Source organism: Salinactinospora qingdaonensis (assembly GCF_039539445.1).
Lineage (GTDB): Bacteria > Actinomycetota > Actinomycetes > Streptosporangiales > Streptosporangiaceae > Salinactinospora > Salinactinospora qingdaonensis.
On sequence record NZ_BAABDD010000031.1, the window covers coordinates 17,284 to 37,148 of the forward strand.

The 19,865-nt window shown below is 68.5% G+C and carries 20 protein-coding genes; 11 read left to right on the forward strand and 9 right to left on the reverse strand.

The features are described from left to right. Nucleotides 1-106 precede the first annotated feature (106 nt). The gene (locus tag ABD848_RS21185) at nucleotides 107-634 is read right to left on the reverse strand and encodes a MarR family winged helix-turn-helix transcriptional regulator (RefSeq protein WP_344975537.1); all 528 of its coding nucleotides are present in this window, start codon (nucleotides 632-634) and stop codon (nucleotides 107-109) included. 118 nt (nucleotides 635-752) lie between these two features. Here ABD848_RS21185 and ABD848_RS21190 point away from each other — a divergent pair, with 118 nt between their 5' ends. Further along, nucleotides 753-1,166, forward strand: a complete 414-nt coding sequence (locus ABD848_RS21190; protein ID WP_344975540.1) for an organic hydroperoxide resistance protein — start codon at nucleotides 753-755, stop codon at nucleotides 1,164-1,166. Nucleotides 1,167-1,195: 29 nt separating this feature from the next. On the opposite strand, the gene ABD848_RS21195 is transcribed toward ABD848_RS21190, so the two are convergent. The 4 genes from ABD848_RS21195 to ABD848_RS21210 all read right to left on the reverse strand — a co-directional run bounded on the left by ABD848_RS21195 (nucleotide 1,196) and on the right by ABD848_RS21210 (nucleotide 4,566). After that, nucleotides 1,196-2,062 carry a metal ABC transporter permease gene (locus ABD848_RS21195; protein ID WP_344975544.1) on the reverse strand — a complete coding sequence of 289 codons (867 nt, stop codon included), beginning with the start codon at nucleotides 2,060-2,062 and terminating at the stop codon, nucleotides 1,196-1,198. Beyond that, nucleotides 2,062-2,817 carry a metal ABC transporter ATP-binding protein gene (locus ABD848_RS21200; protein WP_344975547.1) on the reverse strand — a complete coding sequence of 252 codons (756 nt, stop codon included), beginning with the start codon at nucleotides 2,815-2,817 and terminating at the stop codon, nucleotides 2,062-2,064. The genes ABD848_RS21195 and ABD848_RS21200 overlap by 1 nt, the downstream gene beginning before the upstream one ends. Next, nucleotides 2,814-3,764, reverse strand: a complete 951-nt coding sequence (locus tag ABD848_RS21205) for a metal ABC transporter substrate-binding protein (protein WP_344975550.1) — start codon at nucleotides 3,762-3,764, stop codon at nucleotides 2,814-2,816. Before ABD848_RS21205 ends, ABD848_RS21200 begins: the two co-directional genes overlap by 4 nt. Before the next feature lie 112 nt (nucleotides 3,765-3,876). Further along, on the reverse strand, nucleotides 3,877-4,566 hold the full coding sequence (locus ABD848_RS21210; protein ID WP_344975553.1) for a metal-dependent transcriptional regulator: 690 nt from the start codon (nucleotides 4,564-4,566) through the stop codon (nucleotides 3,877-3,879). 560 nt (nucleotides 4,567-5,126) lie between these two features. Between ABD848_RS21210 and ABD848_RS21215 the strand changes: the two genes are divergently transcribed. After that, a complete protein-coding gene (locus tag ABD848_RS21215; protein WP_344975556.1) occupies nucleotides 5,127-6,437 on the forward strand; it encodes a lytic polysaccharide monooxygenase in 1,311 nt (436 codons plus the stop codon). A 281-nt stretch (nucleotides 6,438-6,718) separates the two neighbouring features. On the opposite strand, the gene ABD848_RS21220 is transcribed toward ABD848_RS21215, so the two are convergent. Further along, nucleotides 6,719-8,140 carry a sugar porter family MFS transporter gene (locus tag ABD848_RS21220; RefSeq protein ID WP_344975559.1) on the reverse strand — a complete coding sequence of 474 codons (1,422 nt, stop codon included), beginning with the start codon at nucleotides 8,138-8,140 and terminating at the stop codon, nucleotides 6,719-6,721. 241 nt (nucleotides 8,141-8,381) lie between these two features. Between ABD848_RS21220 and ABD848_RS21225 the strand changes: the two genes are divergently transcribed. The 6 genes from ABD848_RS21225 to ABD848_RS21250 all read left to right on the forward strand — a co-directional run bounded on the left by ABD848_RS21225 (nucleotide 8,382) and on the right by ABD848_RS21250 (nucleotide 12,694). Then, nucleotides 8,382-8,942 carry a TIGR03086 family metal-binding protein gene (locus tag ABD848_RS21225; protein ID WP_344975651.1) on the forward strand — a complete coding sequence of 187 codons (561 nt, stop codon included), beginning with the start codon at nucleotides 8,382-8,384 and terminating at the stop codon, nucleotides 8,940-8,942. Nucleotides 8,943-9,340: 398 nt separating this feature from the next. Further along, entirely contained in the window at nucleotides 9,341-10,405 is a 1,065-nt protein-coding gene (gene bioB / locus ABD848_RS21230; RefSeq protein ID WP_344975562.1) for a biotin synthase BioB, read from the forward strand. Between the two features lie 48 nt (nucleotides 10,406-10,453). Further along, nucleotides 10,454-11,041, forward strand: coding sequence for a GNAT family N-acetyltransferase (locus ABD848_RS21235; RefSeq protein WP_344975565.1), 588 nt, complete (start codon nucleotides 10,454-10,456; stop codon nucleotides 11,039-11,041). A 169-nt stretch (nucleotides 11,042-11,210) separates the two neighbouring features. Beyond that, on the forward strand, nucleotides 11,211-11,456 hold the full coding sequence (locus ABD848_RS21240) for a hypothetical protein (protein ID WP_344975568.1): 246 nt from the start codon (nucleotides 11,211-11,213) through the stop codon (nucleotides 11,454-11,456). A 103-nt stretch (nucleotides 11,457-11,559) separates the two neighbouring features. After that, nucleotides 11,560-12,042, forward strand: coding sequence for a GNAT family N-acetyltransferase (locus ABD848_RS21245; RefSeq protein WP_344975571.1), 483 nt, complete (start codon nucleotides 11,560-11,562; stop codon nucleotides 12,040-12,042). Nucleotides 12,043-12,061: 19 nt separating this feature from the next. Then, the gene (locus ABD848_RS21250) at nucleotides 12,062-12,694 is read left to right on the forward strand and encodes a histone deacetylase (RefSeq protein WP_344975574.1); all 633 of its coding nucleotides are present in this window, start codon (nucleotides 12,062-12,064) and stop codon (nucleotides 12,692-12,694) included. A 48-nt stretch (nucleotides 12,695-12,742) separates the two neighbouring features. On the opposite strand, the gene ABD848_RS21255 is transcribed toward ABD848_RS21250, so the two are convergent. Then, the gene (locus tag ABD848_RS21255; protein ID WP_344975577.1) at nucleotides 12,743-14,806 is read right to left on the reverse strand and encodes an acyltransferase family protein; all 2,064 of its coding nucleotides are present in this window, start codon (nucleotides 14,804-14,806) and stop codon (nucleotides 12,743-12,745) included. Nucleotides 14,807-15,117: 311 nt separating this feature from the next. Between ABD848_RS21255 and ABD848_RS21260 the strand changes: the two genes are divergently transcribed. Further along, nucleotides 15,118-15,870, forward strand: coding sequence for a class I SAM-dependent methyltransferase (locus ABD848_RS21260; protein WP_344975580.1), 753 nt, complete (start codon nucleotides 15,118-15,120; stop codon nucleotides 15,868-15,870). Nucleotides 15,871-16,669: 799 nt separating this feature from the next. On the opposite strand, the gene ABD848_RS21265 is transcribed toward ABD848_RS21260, so the two are convergent. After that, the gene (locus ABD848_RS21265) at nucleotides 16,670-17,665 is read right to left on the reverse strand and encodes a Gfo/Idh/MocA family protein (protein ID WP_344975583.1); all 996 of its coding nucleotides are present in this window, start codon (nucleotides 17,663-17,665) and stop codon (nucleotides 16,670-16,672) included. Nucleotides 17,666-17,723: 58 nt separating this feature from the next. After that, nucleotides 17,724-18,548, reverse strand: a complete 825-nt coding sequence (locus tag ABD848_RS21270; protein ID WP_425567642.1) for an alpha/beta fold hydrolase — start codon at nucleotides 18,546-18,548, stop codon at nucleotides 17,724-17,726. Nucleotides 18,549-18,633: 85 nt separating this feature from the next. Here ABD848_RS21270 and ABD848_RS21275 point away from each other — a divergent pair, with 85 nt between their 5' ends. Together ABD848_RS21275 and ABD848_RS21280 are read left to right on the forward strand one after the other, a co-directional pair. Next, complete coding sequence (locus tag ABD848_RS21275; RefSeq protein WP_344975589.1) at nucleotides 18,634-19,194, forward strand: CGNR zinc finger domain-containing protein; 561 nt, start codon at nucleotides 18,634-18,636, stop codon at nucleotides 19,192-19,194. Between the two features lie 32 nt (nucleotides 19,195-19,226). Further along, on the forward strand, nucleotides 19,227-19,724 hold the full coding sequence (locus ABD848_RS21280; protein WP_344975592.1) for a DoxX-like family protein: 498 nt from the start codon (nucleotides 19,227-19,229) through the stop codon (nucleotides 19,722-19,724). Nucleotides 19,725-19,865 lie beyond the last annotated feature (141 nt).

Below are 19,865 nucleotides of genomic sequence, written 5' to 3' on the forward strand. Positions count from 1 at the left end.
CCGAGTGCCCGGGGGGGCAGGCGCGGGCAGAGATGCCCGTCGAGCTGTCCTAATTCCCAGCTCAGGGCTGTGATCACCGCCTCGGTGGGCGCGGCGCGCCAGGGTTTTAGGCCCCAGGCGTGTCGGCTGCGTCCAGCGCGGCGGTCAGTTGGGTCAGGGCAGCCCGCAAGGTCGCGATCTCGTCGGGGGCCATGCCCGTGGCAGTCAGGATCGTGGCCGGCACCGTGCGCGCGCGCTCTTTGAGTGCCGCACCGGAAGGGGTCAGGCTGACACGCACCGAGCGTTCGTCGCTGCGGCTGCGTTCACGCACCACCAGCCCCGTGCTTTCCATGCGTTTCAGCAACGGCGACAGCGTGCCCGAGTCCAGGCGCAACGCGCTTCCCAACTCGGTGACGGTCAACGAGCGGTGCTCCCACAGCGCCAGCATCGCCAGATACTGCGGGTAAGTCAGGCCCAGTTCGCTCAGCAGCGGCCGGTACAGCGCGTCGAAGGCGCGCGAGGCGGCGTGGACCGCGAAACACAGTTGCCGCTGTAGGTGCAGTGTTTCCTCGTGGCCGATAGCGGCCACGCCCTCCTCGGAGTGGGCGGGGTCGACGGTCCCCTCGGTCGGTGCGCGATTGACGGAACGATCCATGCGCTCCACCCTACTAACTAGTTATGCAAAATTTAGTTGTGTACAATCTATCTGTGCGCCGGTCGCCCTTGACCCGTCGACCGGCGCCACCGCCCTGCCCTCGATCCTCAGGAGAGACATGACCCCCCACTACACCGCCGTGGCCACCGCCAACGGCCGCGAGGGACGCGCCGTCAGTTCCGACGGACACCTCGACATCGCCCTCGCCACCCCCCAAGAGCTAGGCGGCAGCGGCAACGCAAGCAACCCCGAACAGCTCTTCGCCGCCGGCTACGCCGCCTGCTTCGCCAGCGCCCTATCGGCCGTGGGCCGCCACAGCGGCCACGACACCAGCCAGGTGTCCGTCACCGCAGAGGTCGGCATCGGCGGTGACGCCAAGACCGGCTTCACCCTCTCGGTCGTGCTGCGCATCGAACTGCCCGATGACCTCCACGGCCCCGAAGGCGAAAAACTCGTCGAACACGCCCACCAGGTCTGCCCCTACTCCCACGCCACCCGCGGCAACATCCCCGTGGAGATGGTCATCGAATAGTCGCCCCGCCCCCGACGCGCCCGCCGCGATCAGGCCGTCACCGCCCGCCGCCGGCGGCGGGCGAGTCGCCACACGCGCCCGTGCAACGGAGAGAACAGGTAGGCCAGCGTGAACGCCGCCGCCTGAGCCAACACGATCGCACCCCCGGTGGCCACGTTGGCGTGGAAACTGACATAGGTGCCCAGAACCGACGCCGCCACCGACGCCGCCACCGCGATGAGCAGCATCCACTCGAAACGGTCACTGAGCAGGTAGGCGGTCGCCCCCGGCACGATCACCATGGCCACCACCATGATGATGCCCACCGCTTGCAGCGCCACGACCACCGTCACCGACAGCAGACCCAGCAGCAGCGCCTCCAACAAACGCGGACTCAACCCGATCACGTGGGCGTGAGCGCGGTCGAAGGCGAACAGCGTCAGATCACGGTGCTTCAACAGCACCACCCCCACAATCACCGTCGCCATCACCGCGATCTGGACGATCTCGGCGTCGGAGACCCCCAAGACGTTGCCGAAAAGAATGTGCATCAGGTCGGTCTGGCTGGGGATGACCGAGATCAACACCACCCCCACCGCGAACATCGCGGTGAACACCACGCCGATCGCCGCATCCTCCTTGACCCGCGATGTCCGGTTGACCACCCCGATCAGCCCCACCGACCCCACGCCAAACACCAGCGCGCCCGCGGCGAAGGGCACCCCCAGCAGATAAGACAGCACCACACCGGGCAACACCGCGTGAGAGACCGCATCACCCAGCAGCGACCAGCCGATCAGCGTCATCCAGCACGACAGCAGCGCACACACCCCGCCGGCCAGGACACTCACCAGCAGCGCGCGCTGCATGAAATCGAACTGGAACGGCCCGACGAACCACTCCACGAGTGCCGCCATCACGCCCGCTCCCCCGCCAACGTGGGTTCGATACCGAACGCCTCCACCAGGCGCTGCGGCGTGAGTACCGCCTCGGGCGCCCCTGAGGCCACCACCCGCCGCTGCAACAGCACCGCCTCGTCACACAACCGAGGCACGCTGGCCAGATCGTGAGTGGAGATCAGCAGGGTCGTGCCGGTTGCGCGCATCGCCTGCAACACATCCACGATCGTGGCCTCGGAACGTTTATCCACCCCTGCGAAAGGCTCGTCGAGCAAGAACACCCGCGCCCCCTGGGCGATCCCCCGCGCCACAAAGGCGCGTTTACGCTGACCCCCCGACAGCGCTCCGATCTGGCGGTGCGCCAAGCCGGTGAGGTCGGTGCGCTCCAACGCCTCAGCCACCGCCTGCCGGTCGGCGCGCCGGGGGCGGCGCATGGGCCCCATGTGCCCGTAGCGGCCCATCATCACCACATCGGCCACCCGCACCGGAAACGACCAGTCCACCTGTTCGGCTTGGGGAACGTAGCCCACTAGCCCCTGCTTACGGGCACGCGCCGGCGACATCCCGTGCAGCCGCACCGCCCCCTGCTGCGGGGTGAGCATGCCGATCACCGTTTTGAACAACGTCGACTTGCCCGAGCCGTTCGTGCCCAGCAGAGCGTGCACTCGCCCGGGTGCCAGGCGCATGCTGACCTCGTCCAGCGCCACCACATCGCCGTAGTACACGGTCAGCCCCTGCACCTCCACCGCCGCGTCCTCGGTTGCGCTCGTCACGGGGACTGTTCTCCCTTCAACCCGGAGACGATGGTCTCGGCGTCATAGCGCAGCAGCTCCAGATAGCTGGGAACCGGACCGTCGGGCTGCGACAGCGAGTCGACGTAGAGCGCGCCGCCCATTCGCGCCCCCGTCTCGCGGGCGACCTGGCGCTGCGCACTGTCATTGACCGTGGTTTCGCAAAACACCGCGGGCACGTCGTTGTCGGAGACGAACGTCACCACCGAGGCGATCTGCTGGGGGGTGCCTTCGGTCTCGGCGTTGACCGGCCACAGGTACTTCTCGGTCAACCCCACGTCGCGCGCCAGGTAGGAGAAGGCGCCCTCACAGGTCACCAGCGCCCGGTGCTGCGCCGCCAGCGTGTCGATCTCGGCGGTGAGAAAGTCGGCGACTTCGCCGATCTCAGCCTTGTAGGTCGCAGCGTTGTCGGCATAGGTCTGGGCGTGCTCGGGGTCGAGCTCGCTGAGGGCATCGCGGATGTTGTCGACATAGACCGCGGCGTTGTCGGGCGACATCCAAGCGTGGGGGTTGGCCTCGCCCTCGTAGGCCCCGGAGGTGATGGGGATGGTCTCGATCCCGGCGCTCAAGGTGGCGGTGGGTGCCTCGATCTGGTTAGTGAACTGCTCGAACCAGCGCTCCAACCCCAGCCCGTTGTCCAGGATCAGATCGGCTCCTTGAGCGCGCACCAGATCCTCAGGAGTGGGCTCGTACTCGTGAATCTCCGCGCCCACCTTGGTCACCGAAGCCACCGCAACGCTGTCGGAGCGCTCGCCCACAACGTTGCGGGTCATGTCGGCGATCACCGTGAAGGTCGTGACCACCTTCAGCTCTGCGCTGTCAGCCGGAGCGGGGCCCGAGCACGCCGTCGCCGCCACGATGACCGCGCTGAGCAGGGCAGCGCCACGAACCAACCGAGAAAAGGGGGCCCCATCTTTCATGTTGGGCATGCCAAACTTTCTACCATATGGATATCCCACCACCAATGGCGTGAATACGGCATAGTGTGTGAGGCCCCCGACAGCGAGGACGCGCCCGCCGGGCAGGAAAACCGGGGCTGCCTCAGCCCGCGGGAGCGATCCACAGCGCTTCGGCGGCCACCAGACCCAGCGACCGCTCGCGCTGGGCCCCACGCGGGCCCAGCCGCACCACCAGCGGTCCCCCGAAGGGTTGGCGCTCCACCAACTCGATGCGCATCCCCAGCCCGATCTCCTGCTGCGACAGATAGCGCAGCAGGTCGGGGTCGGAGTCGTTGACGCGCACGATCACCCCGACCGTCCCAGCACTGAGTTGGGACAACAAGTAGGTGTCGCGCTCATCGACACGGCCATCGCGCGTGGGGATCGGATCGCCGTGCGGGTCGACGCGCGGGTGGCCCAACTGTTCGGCGACGCGGTCGACGAACAAGTCGGAGACGACATGCTCCAGCATGTCGGCCTCGTCGTGGACCTCATCCCAGGAGTAGCCCAGCGCCTCCACCAGGTACAGCTCGATGAGCCGGTGGCGGCGCAGCACCGCCAGCGCCAGCTTGTTGCCCGTCAGCGTCAGTTGAACGTCGCCGTAGCGCTCGTGCTCGACCAGCCGCAGCTCGCCGAGCTTGCGCAGCATCCCCGAGACCGAGGAGTTGGAAACGGCCATGCGTTCGGCCACGCGCGAGATTGTCACCGGGCCAGAACCGCGCTCCTGGAGATCATAGATGACCTTCACGTAGTCCTCCACCGAGGTGGAGGGACGGTTGGCTGAGCTCTCCATGGTCGCTACGGTACGCCACCGGCGTTGGTGCCGGGGCGGACACGGCAGCTCCCGCCGCCCCACCACGCGCCGCGCAGCGCGCGACTTTTCCAAATTTTCCGCTCCGGGGTGGCTGCTTGCTCGCTCCGCGGCGCCCAGCAACGCCGAGCGCGGGCACACAGGAACCCTCCAGCGCCACGCCGCATGGACTGCCCCCGGTTGCCGCCCCTGCCTCCCACCAGGGAAAAACGGTTTCCCGTTTGCCACGGGTCGGATCATCACCGCCGATCACGCCACCGACCGTGAGGTTTTATGTGCCGGAGCCATTAATCCGCTGTTACGTTATGTTGACTTTTGATGTGGTCTGAGCCACCATAAAGGCACTCCGAGTGCAAACCGGTTGGGAGCTCGACCGCGCTTGGGAGCGCTCCCATGTGTGCTCGGGGGGCGGCGCACCTCCCCGGCTGCGCTGATACACACCTCAAAAGATCCGTAACCGACCACACCCGATGACTCATCCCCCGACATCCCCCACGGCCGCGTTCCACACGGCCGCAGAAGTCATACCGAGGAGTGCGAAGGTGAAACTTGCACGCAGGCTGGCCTTCCTAGGCGGACTCGCCGGACTCGCCGGCGCGTTCGCAGTGGCGCTGCCCGCCGACGACGCGGCAGCCCACGGTGGCCTGACCTTCCCCGAAACCCGTACTTACGCCTGTTACCGCGACGCCATCGACAACGGCAACGGCGGGGCCCTCAACCCCACCAACCCCGCCTGCATCGATGCGCTGGAGCAGGGCGGGCAGTACGCCTTCTACAACTGGTTCGGCAATCTGCTGCCCGACTCCGGCTCGGCCCACCGTGAGGTCATCCCCGACGGTGAGCTGTGCGGTCCCGGCGATGATTTCCAGGCCTTCAACATGGCCCGCACCGACTGGCCGACCACCGAGTTGCAGGCCAACTCGACCATCACGATGCGCTACAACGCCTGGGCCGCCCACCCGGGCACCTGGTTCCAGTACGTCACCAAGGACGGCTGGGACCCCAACCAACCGCTGGGCTGGGACGACCTGGAGCCCGAGCCGTTCAACGAGGTGACCAACCCGCCGATCGACGGCCAAGGCCCCGAAGGTGACGAGTACACCTGGGAAGCCCAACTGCCCGACAAGAGCGGTCGCCACATCATCTACTCGATCTGGCAGCGCTCCGACAGCCCCGAGTCGTTCTACAACTGCGCCGACGTCATGTTCACCGGCGGCGGTGACGGCGGGGACGACACCCAGGCCCCCACGGCCCCCGGTGCGCCCAGCGCCTCCAACGTCGGGAGCAGCAGTGTCGACCTGAGCTGGGGCGCAGCCAGCGACGACACCGGTGTCACCGGTTACGACGTCTACGACGCCGCCACCGGCGAAGTGGTCGCCAGCTCCAGCGGCACCTCGACCACCGTCACCGGACTGTCGGCTGAGACCGACTACACCTTCTACGTGGTCGCCAGCGACGCCGCGGGCAACACCTCGGCCGCCTCCAGCGAGGTCAGCGTGACCACCCAGAGCGGGGGAACCGACCCCGACCCCTCCGGGACGTGCGAGGTCGACTTCAGCATCGCCAACTCCTGGTCCAACGGCTACACCGCCAACGTCACCATCAACAACACCGGTGACAGCGCGATCGGCGGCTGGGACCTGGAGTGGGACGTCGCCAACGGCGAGACCGTCAACAACGCCTGGTCGGCCAACCTGACCCAGGACGGTGACCACATCACCGCCGCCAACGCCTCCTGGAACAGCACCATCGGGGCCGGCGGCTCGGTGTCCTTCGGCTTCAACGCCGACGGCTCCGCCGCTGAGGAGCCCGACAGCTTCACGCTCAACGGCTCCGCCTGCTCGGTGTCCTAACGACGCCGTAGCACACCGCCTCTGAACTGATCGGCGGTCGGTCTAGCGGATCTGTGGGGCGGGCACGCACAGCGTGCCCGCCCCTTGCTGTGCCCGGCCCAGCCCCCGACCGGGCCTAGATTCTGTTTTTTGGAAGGGGCGGCAAGAACAGACGGTGGGCGAAAAGTGGGCGCGCGCCTTCACATTTCGCCCCATAGGCTGCCGAGATCGCGAAGCGATCGAGGCACGAGCGCACGACGAACACCCCCACGACCCCGCCCCAGCCCTCCGAAACACAGAACCTAAAGCCGCTCACGCATCGACTCCAGCGTGCGCCCCTTCGTCTCGCGGATATATCTGAGGACGAAGATGAACGACAGCACCGCGAAGGCCGTATAGATCACGTAGGTCCCCGGCAGGCTCCAGTCACGCAGGCTGGGGAAGGTGACCGTCACCAGCCAGTTCGCGATCCACTGGGTCGCCGTGGCCACCGCCATCGCCGCGGCCCGGATACGCAGCGGGAAGATTTCGCCCAGCAGCACCCAGGTCACCACGCCCCACGACAGGGCGAAGAACAGCACGAACGTGCTGGCCGACGTCAGCGCCACCAGCGCCCACACGAACGGCAGATCGGCCTGCTCACCGGCGACCCGGGCGTGGCTGAAGGCGAACGCCGTCACCGCCAGCGCCACCGCCATGCCCGCCGAGCCCGTCAGCAGCAGCGGCTTACGCCCGGCCCGGTCGACCAACACGATGGCGATCAAGGTTCCGACGATGTTGACCACCGAGGTGAACAGGCTCAACAGCAGCGAGTTGCTCTCCTGCACCCCCACCGACTGCCACAGCGACGCCGAGTAGTAGAAGATCACGTTGATCCCCACCAACTGCTGGAACGCCGACAGCGCCATACCGATCCACACGATCGGCACCAGGTTGAACGAGCCCTGCCGCAGATCCTTCAGCCGCGAGCGCGGCTCGCTCCCCAACGCCCGGTGGATCTCGGAGAGCCGGTACTCGACGTCGCCCTCGCCGATCTCGGCCAGGATCGCGCGCGCCTGATCGTCGCGCCCCACCCGCGCCAGGTAGCGCGGCGACTCCGGGATCACCAGGCTCAGCCCGATGTAGATTAACGCCGGCACCAGCTCGGCGCCCAGCATCCACTGCCATGCCTGCAACGGCCCCAGCGGGTCCAGGGCGCTGCCGCCCGCGCTGATCGCCAGCGCGAAGTTGACCAGTTGGGACACCGCGATCCCCAACACGATCGCCAATTGTTGCAGCGATGCGAGCCGCCCCCGGTAGGCCGGCGGCGACACCTCAGCGATATAGGTCGGGGCGATCACCGAGGCCACGCCGATCGCGATACCGCCCACGACCCGCCACACCGCCAAGTCCCACACGGTGAAGGGCAGCGCCGAACCGATCGCGCTGACGGCGAAGAGCAGTCCAGCCAACTGCATGACGCGGATACGTCCCACCCGGTCGGCCAGCCCGCCGGCGATACCGGCGCCCACCGCCGAACCGAGCAGCGCGGCAGCCACCGTCAAGCCGGTGACCGCCGGTGAGACCTGGAACCGTTCCTGGATGGCCGAGACCGCCCCGTTGATCACCGAACTGTCGTAGCCGAAGAGAAAACCACCCATAGCCGCGGCAGCGGCGATGAGCGTGACATGGGCGATGTTGACTTCGCCGCTGACTCTCGCGCCTTCTGGACCTGCTGCTGACACGTCTACTCCTCGCCGGGCCCCGTCCCCCTCGGGAATGGCCGGAATAGGCCCCTGGTGTTGGTTGACTTTTTCAATCAGGCGGGGGAAAGGACAGCCGACACGGCGCTGACGGCGGATGACCCATCTGCGCAAAATCTACGCCCCCATATCAGCAGGTCAGCACCAGGGGGACGGTAGGTGGCACACGTATCGGGTAGGCAGGGCACGTCGCGCAGAAGAGCCTTCAAGGATGGAGATGAGCATGCCGGACCTGCTCGACCTACACGGTCAGGCGATGGCGGAGTTCGGGCGGCGCGTGCGTGCGGTGCGCATGGACCAGTGGGCCCGACCCACCCCCTGCGAGCAGTGGGACGTTCACGACCTGGTCAACCACCTGGTGACCGAACAACTGTGGGTACCCCACCTGCTGGCCGGCGGCACCATCGCCGAGGCCGGGGACCGTTTCGACGGCGACCTGCTCGGCGAGGAACCCGTCGCCACCTGGGAGGTCGCCGCTCGCGAAGCCCGCTCCGCCTGGCTACAGCCAGGAGTGCTGGAACGCACCGTGCACCTGTCGTTTGGTGACGCCCCAGCCACCGTGTACCTGTGGCAGATGACCTTCGACCTCACGGTGCACACCTGGGACCTCGCCCAAGGCATCGGCGAAGATGACAAGCTCGCCCCCGAGTTGGTCGACAGCGTTTGGGAATGGGCACGCACCCAGAACTTCGCGGCCTCCGGCCTGTTCGCGGCGCCGGTGCCCGTCTCTGACGACGCCGACACCCAGACCCGACTGATAGCGCTCACGGGACGCAGGACCTAAGCGGTTTTCCAGCGGCACAGCCCCGGCGTCAGCCGTGGGGAGGACGCGCTCCCACGGAGCGCTTTGGCCGTTGCCGCCCAGTTGGCGAGCACGGTCGCCCTAGCAGCCGGCCGGCGAGCCCCACAGCAGCCGAAAGCCGGCCGGCGCAGCCGCCGGCTCTCGGCTGCTGTGGCCCCTGTGGCCTCTGAGGCCGCAGGGGGATACTCCGGTTCACGGTGGAGCCTCTTCCCCTGCCGGGGGCGCACCACCCGCCGTCCCCGGCAGGGGGAAGAGGCGACTACCCAGCGTCACCCCGCCCGCCGGGTTGGGAGAAGTCCCACACCCCACAAACATCGCCGGTACTTTTTGGCGTGTTCCTCACCTGCACACGGTCCCCCACCTGATCAAGGATCGAGCCCATGGCGATCTTTGACCCCCTGGCCGACAAGGCCCTCCGGCGAGAAACCCCCACCCGTGAGGAGTTGCGGTCAGTGCTGGCCGCCTCCGACGACGACACCCTCGACGCGGTCGCCGCCGCGTTCCGGGTGCGGCTGCGTTACTTCGGCCGCCACGTCAAGCTCAACTATCTGGTCAACCTCAAAAGCGGGCTGTGCCCGGAGGACTGTTTCTACTGCTCGCAGCGTCTGGGCTCGGACGCCGACATCGTCAAATACACCTGGCTGCGCCCTGACGAGACCCGCGCGGCCGTCGACAGCGGCATCGAGGGCGGCGCGGCGCGCGTGTGTCTGGTCGCCAGCGGGCGCGGCCCCACCGACCGCGACGTTGCCCGCTTGGGCGGCACCATCGAGCAGATCAAGGCCGACCACCCCAGCGTCGAGGTGTGCGCCTGTCTGGGACTGCTCTCCGAGGGCCAAGCCGAGCGGCTGCGCGCCGCCGGAGTCGACGCTTACAACCACAACCTCAACACCTCCAGCGAACGCTACGGCGAGATCTGCACCACCCACGACTTCACCGACCGGGTTGACACCGTCGAGCGCGCCAAGCACGCCGGGCTCTCGCCGTGCTCCGGGCTCATCGCCGGCATGGGCGAAAGCGACGACGACCTCATCGACGCCCTGTTTTCGCTGCGCGAGCTGGCGCCGGACTCGGTACCGGTCAACTTCCTCATCCCCTTCGAGGGCACGCCGCTGGCCGGCCACTGGGATCTCACGCCGCAGCGCTGCCTGCGCATCCTGTGCGCGGCGCGGTTCGTCTTCCCCGACGCCGAGGTGCGGCTGGCCGGAGGGCGCGAGGTCCATCTGCGCGCCATGCAGCCGTTGGCGCTGCACGTGGTCAACTCGATCTTTCTGGGCGACTACCTCACCAGCGAGGGCCAGCCCGGAGCCCAAGACCTGCAAATGATCCACGACGCCGGCTTCGTCGCCGGCAGCGCCGACGACGCCTCCGAAGCCACTATTGACTATCGCGACCTGGTCAAATCTCGCCAGCGCGGCGCAGGTACCGACCAGCCCCCCAACGCCTGAGCCCACCGCTTGCGGGGCCCTGCGTCATGGCAAGGTAGGCTGCCTGTTGTGACGCAGGGCCCCGTCATCGACACGCCGCGGCTACTCATGCGGCGCTGGTGTTCGGCCGACCGTAAACCCTTCGCCGCGATGAACGCCGACCCCGTGGTGATGGAGTACTTCCCCGCGACCCAAACCCGTGCGGCCAGCGACGCTGCCATCGACCGCTTCGAGCGCGGTTTCGAGCGCGACGGTTTCGGGCTGTGGGCGTTGCAGCGCCGCGATACTGGTGCCTTCATCGGCTTCACCGGCCTCAAGCGCGTCGAGTTCACTGCCGCCTTCACGCCCGCTGTGGAGGTGGGGTGGCGGTTGTACAGCCAAGCGTGGGGGCAGGGGTATGCCAGCGAGGCGGCGCGCGCCGCCGTGCGGTTCGGCTTCACCTCGGCCGGGCTGGACGAGATCGTGTCGTTGACCGCCGTGACCAACGAGCGCTCGCGCCGGGTCATGCGCCGGTTGGGGATGACCCACGATCCCGCCGACGACTTTCGTCACCCCAGCATCGAGCCCGATCACCCGTTGGCGCCCCACGTGCTCTACCGACTCAGCCGCAGCAGGTGGCGCGAATCCCTCGTGGCTTCGCCGCCGGCTGCGCCCTAACGCTCTCGTGCTCCTGGTCGTCGTAGTGGTGGTTTTGATCCCCACACCAAAGCTGGAGGACAACCAGAAACCCTCCCGGCGTTGCGCCGCAGGAGACGGCGTTAGTGACGGCGGCGGAGGCTGAGGTCGCCTCCGACCTCCCAGCGAGGTGCCTGCGGCGGAGCCGGCTATGCTTGCCTCGACCGGTATCGCCCCCGCCCCCGACGAGCCGGCCGCTCCTGTTGTTTCTCCCGCTTCTGGAGATAGGCCGATGGAATTCGTGATCCTCGTGGCCGTGTTTCTCATCCTCGTGGGGCTGTTGGTCCGGCGTTCCAAGCATCGGGGCCACGGTGGCGATTCAGGCGGTGGCTTTGGCTTTTTCGACGGCGGTGACAGCGGTGGTGACGGTGGCGGTGACGGAGGTGGGGGCGACTGAACCGCCGCGCGGCTCCTGACGTCGTCGCCTCCGCTGATGCCCGCCGCGCTCGCCCAACAGGACGTGGGCTAGGGGCCGGCGTCGCCGCGTAACCTAGGGGGGCGTGCGACTCTTCCTGATCTCGGTTCCCTGGGACGACCCCCGCGGCGCGCGGTTGCGCTGCGCCCACGAGAAGGAGATGGTGCGCCGCTACGGAGCAGACTTCGAAGCCGGCCCCGCGCCCAGCGCCGCCGACGTCGACGCTTTCCTGATCGCCGTCGAGGGCCAGTCCGGCCAGGCTTTGGGGTGTGGCGCGCTGCGCGGTCTCGATCCCGGCGCTGCTGAGGTGAAACGGATGTATGTGGTGCCGTCCTGGCGGGGGCGGCGCCTTGGAGAGCACCTGCTGCGTCGTCTGGAGACGGTGGCCGTCGAGAGCGGCGCCACACGGATGCTGCTGGAGACCGGCGCGCGCCAGCCCGAGTCCATCCGCCTCTACGAACGGTGCGGCTACCGGCGCGTCGCCAATTTCGGTCCCTACGTCGACCGGGCGGGCAGCCTGTGTTACGAGCGGGCGCTGGTACCGGTCACCCCCACCACGACCGTTTAAGTCGCCGGGAGCCCCGAGTATGTCCTACCCTGCGGAGCCCGACTTCGTCTGGTACGCCTCCTATGGCGCCAACATGTGCGCCGAACGGCTGCACTGCTACGTCGCCGGTGGCACGCCCCCGGGTGGTTCGCGCGCCAACCCCGGTTGCCGGAACACGACGCTGCCGTGCCAAAGCCGCGCGGTGTGGCTGCGTGGCGGGGTGTACTTCGCGTTGGCCTCGCCCATGTGGAGCGGCGGGCTGGCGATGTATGACCCGGCGCTGCCCGGGGCGACGCCGGCCCGGGCCTACCTGGTCACTGCCGAGCAGTTCCACGACATCGCGGCCCAGGAGATGTATCGTTCGCAGCGCGCGGCGGCTGGGGCGGTGGGCGCGGTGGTGGCCGCGGGGCGGCAACAGTGGGGGCAGGGGCGCTACGAGACGGTGCTCTATGCCGGTGAGCTGGAGGGGCGGCCGATCCTGACCTTCACCGCCTCGTGGGGGTGGGACGAGGTGGAGCCGGTGGCGCCCTCGGCGGCCTACCTGAGCGTCATCGGCACCGGTCTGCGCCAGGGGCACGTGTGGGCGCCAGCGCGCACCGCGGCCTACCTGGCCGGCCGTCCCGGCGCGGCTGGCGTGTGGTCGCCCGCGGCAGTGGCCCGCCTGGTGGGCTGAGGCCGCCCCTGCCCTGGTGCGGGGATGGCCCGCCTACGGCTGCTGGGGTCAACTGGGACGCGGTATCCGGTCGAGTAGGTCATCGCTGAGTAGGCGCGCGTAGGTCGCGGTGACGTGGTGGCTGTCGCGGTAGACGAGGATGTTGCCGATGACCGGAGGGCACTGTGTGCTGGTGCAGAATCGGTCGGTGAGGTCGACCAACTCCACCTGGGCTTGGGTCTCTTGCGCGGCGCGGACCTGCGGGTCTGGGGTGTCGAACGCGTCGCTGCGCGCGTTAGTGCACTGGGAGGAGTTGCCGCCGTGCAGCTCCACGCATTCCGGCGTGCGCGGACGCACGTGCGGGTTGTCGCGGATGGCTACGACCGTGCCGCCGGCTTGGTCGATGCGGTGCCACATGTGGGCCATGCCTTCGGCGATGCGGTCGGTGTTGTCTGAGTCAGAGTTCGCCCCCACGGCTGTGGCCGAGACGCTGGAGCTGGTGAAAACGAGCGAGGGCCGCAGTTCGGTGGTCAACTCCTCGATGAGATCGGCGTTCCACACGTGGCACTCGGTGTAGGGCTTGTCGGTGTCGGGGTCCTCGATGGGGGTTGCGGTGAAGGCACACGAGGACTTGGTGAAGGTGTACAGCCGCCAGCCGTTGCGTTCGGCGATTTCGCGTACCGCCGGCACCCAGGCCGCCGCGTGGGAGTCGCCTACGATCGCGATCGAGGTCGTGGCGTCGTCGGGGCCATAGGTGCAGTGTTGCAACTGCTCGACGTTGCTGTAGGCCTGGCAGCCGTCGGCGTAAACGCTGGAGAGGTCGTCGTCGGCCTCCACCGGCGGCGGGTAGATGGGGCCGGTGACCTCAAGGGGGGCAGCGTCGCCGCCGGTCAGCGCTTGGGGGCCGACGTGCACCTGAGGGTCGTAGGAGATGTCGCGCATCCGCTGCACGTGGGTGTACTGGCCCACGCTCAGGGCGCTGACGAGCAGCGCGCCGGCTGCGGCGAAGACCAGAGCGGGGCGCAGCGAGCGCAGCATGCCCGAGACCCGCACCGGGTCCTCGACGGTGACCTTCGTGGCCCAGGCCAGCAGGATCGACAGCGCTAGCGCCGCCGTGACGTCCACCGGGCCCAGTGCCTCGTCTTGGAACGAGCGGGTGAACACGATGATGGGCCAGTGCCACAGGTACAGCGCATAGGAGATGTCGCCGAGGAAGCGGGCGGGCGGCGAGCTGAGCAGCGCGTGGGCGCTCCAGCGTCCGCCGTGGTGGCCGGCGGCGATGACGGCAGTGGCGCCCAGGACGGGCAGCGCGGCAGCGTGGCCGGGGAAGGCGGTGGCTCCGGAGTAGATCCAGGCTGGCACTGCGATGGCGGCCAGCCCTGCCCAGGCGAGGGCGGGGCGGAGCCGTTGGGGCACGTTCCAGCCGGTCAGGGCCACAGCGAGGGCGCCGCCGGTGGCGAGTTCCCACATGCGGGTCTGGGGCAAAAAGTAGGCGCGGCCGGGGTCGCTGCTGGTCAGCCACAGCGAGCAGGCGAAGGAGGCGGCGATGATGAGGAGGGTGGCGCCCAGCAGGGTGCGGTGGCGCCTTAGCCGGCCGCCGGAGGCGGCCCAGCCCACGAACAGCAACGGCCACAGCAGGTAGAACTGTTCTTCCACGGCCAGCGACCAGAAGTGCTGCACGGGGCTGGCGGCGTTTTCGGCGGCGAGGTAGTCGACGGCCTGCTCGGCGAGGAAGAGGTTCTCGACATAGCCCGCGGCTGCCGCCAGTTCGACGGCGGTGCTTTCCAGACGTGTCGAGGGCAGCAGAAAGAACGCGCCGATGCCGGTGGCGAGCAGCACCACGGTGGCCGCGGGCAGGATGCGGCGGATGCGGCGCACGTAGAAGTTGGCCAGGGAGATGCGGCCGTCGCGGCGCGCCTCGCGCAGCAGCATCGTGGTGATGAGGAAGCCGGAGATGACGAAGAAGACGTCGACTCCGATATAGCCTCCCGGGACGGCCTCTTCGTTGAGGTGGTAGACGACCACGAGCAGGACGGCGACGGCGCGCAGCCCCTGTACCTCGGAGAGGAATCGGCGGTCGTGGTGGGAGGGTGATACGGGGGGAGTTGGCGCGTGTGCGTACTGTGCTGTCACGGAGTTCATTCCTGGCGACACGTCGGCGGTGCGGTCAGGGGCATGGGTGGCTCGCCGGGCGGCCCGGCCTGCTGAAAGGCAGGCGCGCGGGTGCTACATACCCATGCCGGCGTCAGGGCAGCGCCCGGGGGTCGTTAGTGCCCTGATCATACTCAGGATTTACACAGAAATCGACCTACGGGAGAAAAAGGCGTTTTTGTACCGCTTTGAGCTGCAAAAATAAGAGGGTTTGGGTGAGTTGTCGCATGACCTTGTCTTGAATAGTGAGATCATCTTTCCCGTTAAATGAGATAACCAGGTAGTGTGCCGCCATGACCTCACAGCGATGGGACGCCGCCCTCTACGACCAACGCCATTCCTTCGTCGCCGACTACGGCATTGACCTGCTTACCGCGCTCGACGCCGCCCCCGGCGAGCGCGTGCTCGACGCCGGCTGCGGCACCGGCGACCATCTCGCCCACTTGCGCGACAACGGCGTCGAGACGGTCGGGGTCGATGCCAGCGTCCCAATGGTCGAACGTGCGCGGCAGCGCTTCCCCGGTCTTGACGTGCGCGTGGCCGATCTGCGCCACGTGGCGTTCGACATCCCTTTCGACGCCGTGCTCAGCAACGCCACCCTGCACTGGATTCCTGAGGCCGACCAGGCCGCGGCCACGATGTTTGCCGCGCTGCGCCCTGGTGGACGGCTCGTCGCCGAATTGGGCGGGGACGGAAACGTCGCCGCCATCACCACCGGCGCCCAGCGGCTACGCGCCCGGCATGGGCTGGCCCCCGCTCCCTCCCCTTGGTACTTCCCCAGTGTCGCCGGCTACGCTGGCGTGCTTGAACGCGCCGGTTTCGAGGTCGACAGCGTGGTGCTCTTCGACCGCCCCACCCCACTCACCGGCGAGGACGGCCTAGCCGTGTGGGTGCGCATGTTCGGTGCTCACCTGCTCGACGGGGTCGCCGATTCCGAGGGCTTCCTCGCGGAGCTGTCCCACCAGCTCCGCCCCCACCTCTATCGCGACGAAACCTGGTGGGCCGACTACCGCCGGCTGCGCGTCAGCGCTTGCAAACCCCGCTGACGTCCGTACGGTCTCTCGCGGGCAGGGGCATCTCACCAGTTCCAATGCAGCCGGCGGCGGGGTGTGGCTCTGGCCCGCGGAGAGCATGCGGGCTTTCCCATCGCTCGTGCCTCGATCGCTTCGCGATCTCAGCAGCCCAGGGCGGGCTGTGGCCCAGGTGGAGCGGACACCACCACGGGCGGGCTGAAGCCAACGTGAGACGAGCACCACCACGGACGGACTGAGGCTGGGGCGGGTGTGTCGCGAGGGGCGGGATGCAACGCTTTCCGGGGGTGCCCGCCCGTTTGGGCGGAGAAGCAGGGAGAGGTCCTCGCGGTTCAACGCCTTCCGGGGGTGTCCTCTGCCACCACTCCCCGTAGGGACCACCGCCCACCGCTGTATCCTCCGACGGCAACATCCCTGAGACAGCGATGTCCTAGGGCAGCGATCCCCTGCGCTGAAGCAACGTTGCCTTATCCCTGTGGCCGTCCGCGTCGTTTCTGCTCGCTCTAGCCACAGTCGCCCCTTTGAAGCTGCCGAGATCGCGAAGCGATCGAGGCACGAGCGAACAGCGAGCTCTCCAACTCCGGGCAAGCGGCAGTTCCTCTATGTGCGCCCCATTCGCTGGGGCTGCTGCGTCGATCCGCTCCCGGGGTCGATGTCGGCGCCGAGCGCGCCCGCGAACCGCTGGAGGGGGAGCTTGCCCCCGGCCCTCCCGCTTCGTGTCCCGAAACCGTCCCGACCCGCAGTGCCCACCTTCGACGAGCGCGCCGCCGGCCCAAACGTTCCAGGACCGACGGGCGCGCTCGGCACCGGCTGCTCAGCCGACCCCCTCGGGGTAGCGCAATCCGATCTGTTCGCGCACCGTGTCGAGCGTGCGCGCGATGGACAGGCTCTCCTGCCAGCTCATGAGCGGACTCTCCAGCGCCCCCTGGGCGATCATGGCGCCAACGTGGGCGCCCTCGTATTCGAAGCCGTTGCCTTCGCGAGGAAAGCGCAGGGTCTGCGGTTCCTCGTCGCGACGGTGCACCACGAACTCGGTGGGGTGAATCCAGTCGGTGACCTCGATGGTGGCCTCGGTGCCGGCGATGGTGGCCCGGAGGGGGAGCCTGCCGACCATCGAACAGGTCAGCGTCGCCAGCCCGCCGTTGGCGCCGGTGAGCACGATCCCGGTCTGGGCGTCGACTCCGGTTGGCGCGCGCACCGCCTGCGCGCTGAGCACGGTGGGCTCCCCCAGCAGCATCGAGGCCAGCGCCACCGGGTAGACCCCCAGATCCAGCAGCGCGCCGCCGCCCAGCTCCGGGGCGAACCACCGGCTGTGGGGATCGTAGGGGAAACGCTCGCCGAAGGTGGCGGTGACGGTGGTGACCTCGCCGATCTCGCCGCTGTGGACCATGCGGGCGATTTCGACCATCGCCGGCTGGCAGCGTGTCCACATGCCCTCCATGAGGAACCGTTCGCCGCTGCGGGCGGCTTCGATCATCTCCTCGGCCTGGGTGGCGTTCATCGCCAGCGGCTTCTCGCACAAGACGTGGCGGCCCGCCTTCAAACACAGCAGACTCGCCTCGTGGTGCCCCGGATGCGGGGTGGCCACGTAAACCACATCGACCTCGTCATCGGTGGCCAGCGAGGTGTAGTCGCCGTGGCGCCGGGCGATCCCCCACTGCTCGCCGAACTGTTCGGCGGTGGCCTGGGCCCGCGATCCCACGGCCACGACCTCGGCTCCCGGAACCAGCCGCAGTCCTTCAACGAACCGCGCGGCGATCCCGCCTGTCCCCATGATCCCCCAGCGGATGGGGGTCGGCTCTGTCGACATGATCGCCAGCTTAGAGCCTGGCTCATCGTGCCCGAAGCCCCTGGCAGGGTTACCGCGCTCACGCATGGTCGAGGAAGTCGCACAGCGTAGCGGTCACCTGTGCCGGGGCGTCCTCCTGGACCAGGTGGCCCGCACCCTCGATCCAGCTCAGCCGCGCCCCCGGGATCTGGCGCGCCAGCCGGGTGGCGTGGTCGAGGGGCAGCCACTGGTCCTGGCTGCCCCAGGCCACCAGCACCGGCATATCGAGGTCGCCGTAGCGCTCCTCCACCTCGCGGGTGAAGCGCTCGTCGGCTTGGCTGAGTTGGCGGTAGAACGCCGGCTGGCCTTCCGGGCCCAGCCACGGCGCCACCAGCGCCGAGGTCACGTCTTCACGCAGGCCGGGACGGCTGGCCGTAGAGATGTAGCTGCGTACCAGCGCCTCATGGATGTGTGCCGGCAGCGCCGTGAAGACCGCGGCGTTTTCGCGGGCCACCCGGAAGAAGTCGCTGCCCCAGGGGCGCAGGCTCACCGCGTCGAGTAGGGCCAGACGCTCGTAGGCCACCCCGTCCAGCAGCGCCGAGCGCAGTGCCACAGCGCCGCCGAAGTCGTGGGCGACCACGGCCGGCCGCTCCAGTCCCCAATAACCCAGCAGCTCGGTGAACACCGCTTGCTGGGCGGCCAGCGACACGTCCTGATCGAGCAACATCTGCGACTGCCCATAGCCCAGCAAGTCCCAAACGAAGACCGTGTGGCGGCGGCTGAGCGCGGCGGCGATGTCGCGCCAGACGTAGGAGGAAAACGGCGTCCCGTGGAGGAGCACCACGGGGCTGCCCTGCCCAAAGCTGTGCCAGCGGACGATCCCCCGCGGTGTCTCGTAATGCTGTGTCAATTCCCAGCGCGCCATAGCCATCTCCTTGTTACCGGTATACCGTCTCTGACGGTAACAACAGATGTTACTGGTAAAACCGCAGTAGGGGTAACATTGGGGGGTGGCCTACACGCGACCAGTTGCCCCCGAGCCCTTGGAGCGCATCGAAACCTTCTGCAACTCCGCGCGCCTGCTCTACGGCGAGGACGCCTTGGCCGACCTGGCTGACGCGCGCGCCTGGCTCCAGGCCCACGGCTGGCACGACCTCGCCTCGACGCTGGACGAGGCCGCACGCCATGAGCTGCGCGAGGTGCGTGAAGCCATCCGCGCCCACCTTGCCGGCACCACCCCCGAGGCCGCGGTCGCCACCCTCAACCGCTACGCTCAGGCCACCCTCGCGCCGCCACAGTGGAGCCCCGAAGGCCGCCCGCACCTGCCGGTGGCCGCCGCTACGCCGCTGCACGCCCTCATCGGTGCGATGCTGACCACCCTGACCGCCGAGGAGCTCGCGGGCCGGCGCGACCGGCTCAAGGTGTGTCACGCCGAGCAGTGCCGCTGGGTCTTCTACGACCGCTCCCCCGCCAACAACAGCGTGTGGTGCAGCATGAGTATCTGTGGCGCCCGCCACAAGATGCGTTCCTACCGCACCCGCCACAACGACCCTCCGCCACCGTCGCGCTAGTCCCCGGGCGCCGCCGCCTTCACAAGCGTTGGTTGGATGGCGCCCATGCCCCCATCGCCCGCTCCCCACGGGTTCTCCTGCCCTCCGCGGCAATCGCCCTGGTCTGGTTCTACGAAGGGGCGTGGTGCAAGATCCTGCCGGGACGCGCCGACCACCGCGCGATCGTGGTCGACCTGCCCCTTGTGTCCGAGCCGCTGGTCATCCCCAACCTGGTCGGTATCGGCCCGGTGGAGGTCGCCTTGGGGCTGTGGGTGTTGAGCGGGTGGCGGCCCTACTTGGCGGCCACCACGCAGACGCTGCTGCCGGCCCTGTTCAGCCTCGGCGGACTCGCCTTCTCCTTCGCCACCATCGACGAGCCCGGCCGCATGCTCACCGCCACCTTCACGCTGGTGCACTGGTCCGGGGCGTGGCCCACACCGAGCCATGACCGCGGTGTGACACCCATGGGCCCGGGCGCGCCCAGCATCGGGGGCTGGGCAGCAGCACCGCCGCCCAGCCCCCGACTGCACCTGACAGCGGCCCCAGAGTAGGCCCACACGCCCTGCCATGCAGGGAAAACGCGTAACGGCACGGCGTCGATCCTCGAATCTGCGGCCTGGGCCACGACAAAGCCGGCCGGGTGCTGCTGCACCACGACCCCACCACGCGGCGAGGCGGCGCAGCGATCGGCC

Coding starts and splice junctions, on each gene's coding strand:
- ABD848_RS21265 (WP_344975583.1), bottom strand. CDS start 17,665: ATGTCGACAGAGCCGACCCCCATCCGCTGGGGGATCATGGGGACAGGC.
- ABD848_RS21250 (WP_344975574.1), top strand. CDS start 12,062: ATGTCCTACCCTGCGGAGCCCGACTTCGTCTGGTACGCCTCCTATGGC.
- ABD848_RS21185 (WP_344975537.1), bottom strand. CDS start 634: ATGGATCGTTCCGTCAATCGCGCACCGACCGAGGGGACCGTCGACCCC.
- ABD848_RS21205 (WP_344975550.1), bottom strand. CDS start 3,764: ATGCCCAACATGAAAGATGGGGCCCCCTTTTCTCGGTTGGTTCGTGGC.
- ABD848_RS21225 (WP_344975651.1), top strand. CDS start 8,382: ATGCCGGACCTGCTCGACCTACACGGTCAGGCGATGGCGGAGTTCGGG.
- ABD848_RS21270 (WP_425567642.1), bottom strand. CDS start 18,548: ATGGCGCGCTGGGAATTGACACAGCATTACGAGACACCGCGGGGGATC.
- bioB (WP_344975562.1), top strand. CDS start 9,341: ATGGCGATCTTTGACCCCCTGGCCGACAAGGCCCTCCGGCGAGAAACC.
- ABD848_RS21260 (WP_344975580.1), top strand. CDS start 15,118: ATGACCTCACAGCGATGGGACGCCGCCCTCTACGACCAACGCCATTCC.
- ABD848_RS21240 (WP_344975568.1), top strand. CDS start 11,211: ATGCTTGCCTCGACCGGTATCGCCCCCGCCCCCGACGAGCCGGCCGCT.
- ABD848_RS21195 (WP_344975544.1), bottom strand. CDS start 2,062: ATGGCGGCACTCGTGGAGTGGTTCGTCGGGCCGTTCCAGTTCGATTTC.
- ABD848_RS21210 (WP_344975553.1), bottom strand. CDS start 4,566: ATGGAGAGCTCAGCCAACCGTCCCTCCACCTCGGTGGAGGACTACGTG.
- ABD848_RS21190 (WP_344975540.1), top strand. CDS start 753: ATGACCCCCCACTACACCGCCGTGGCCACCGCCAACGGCCGCGAGGGA.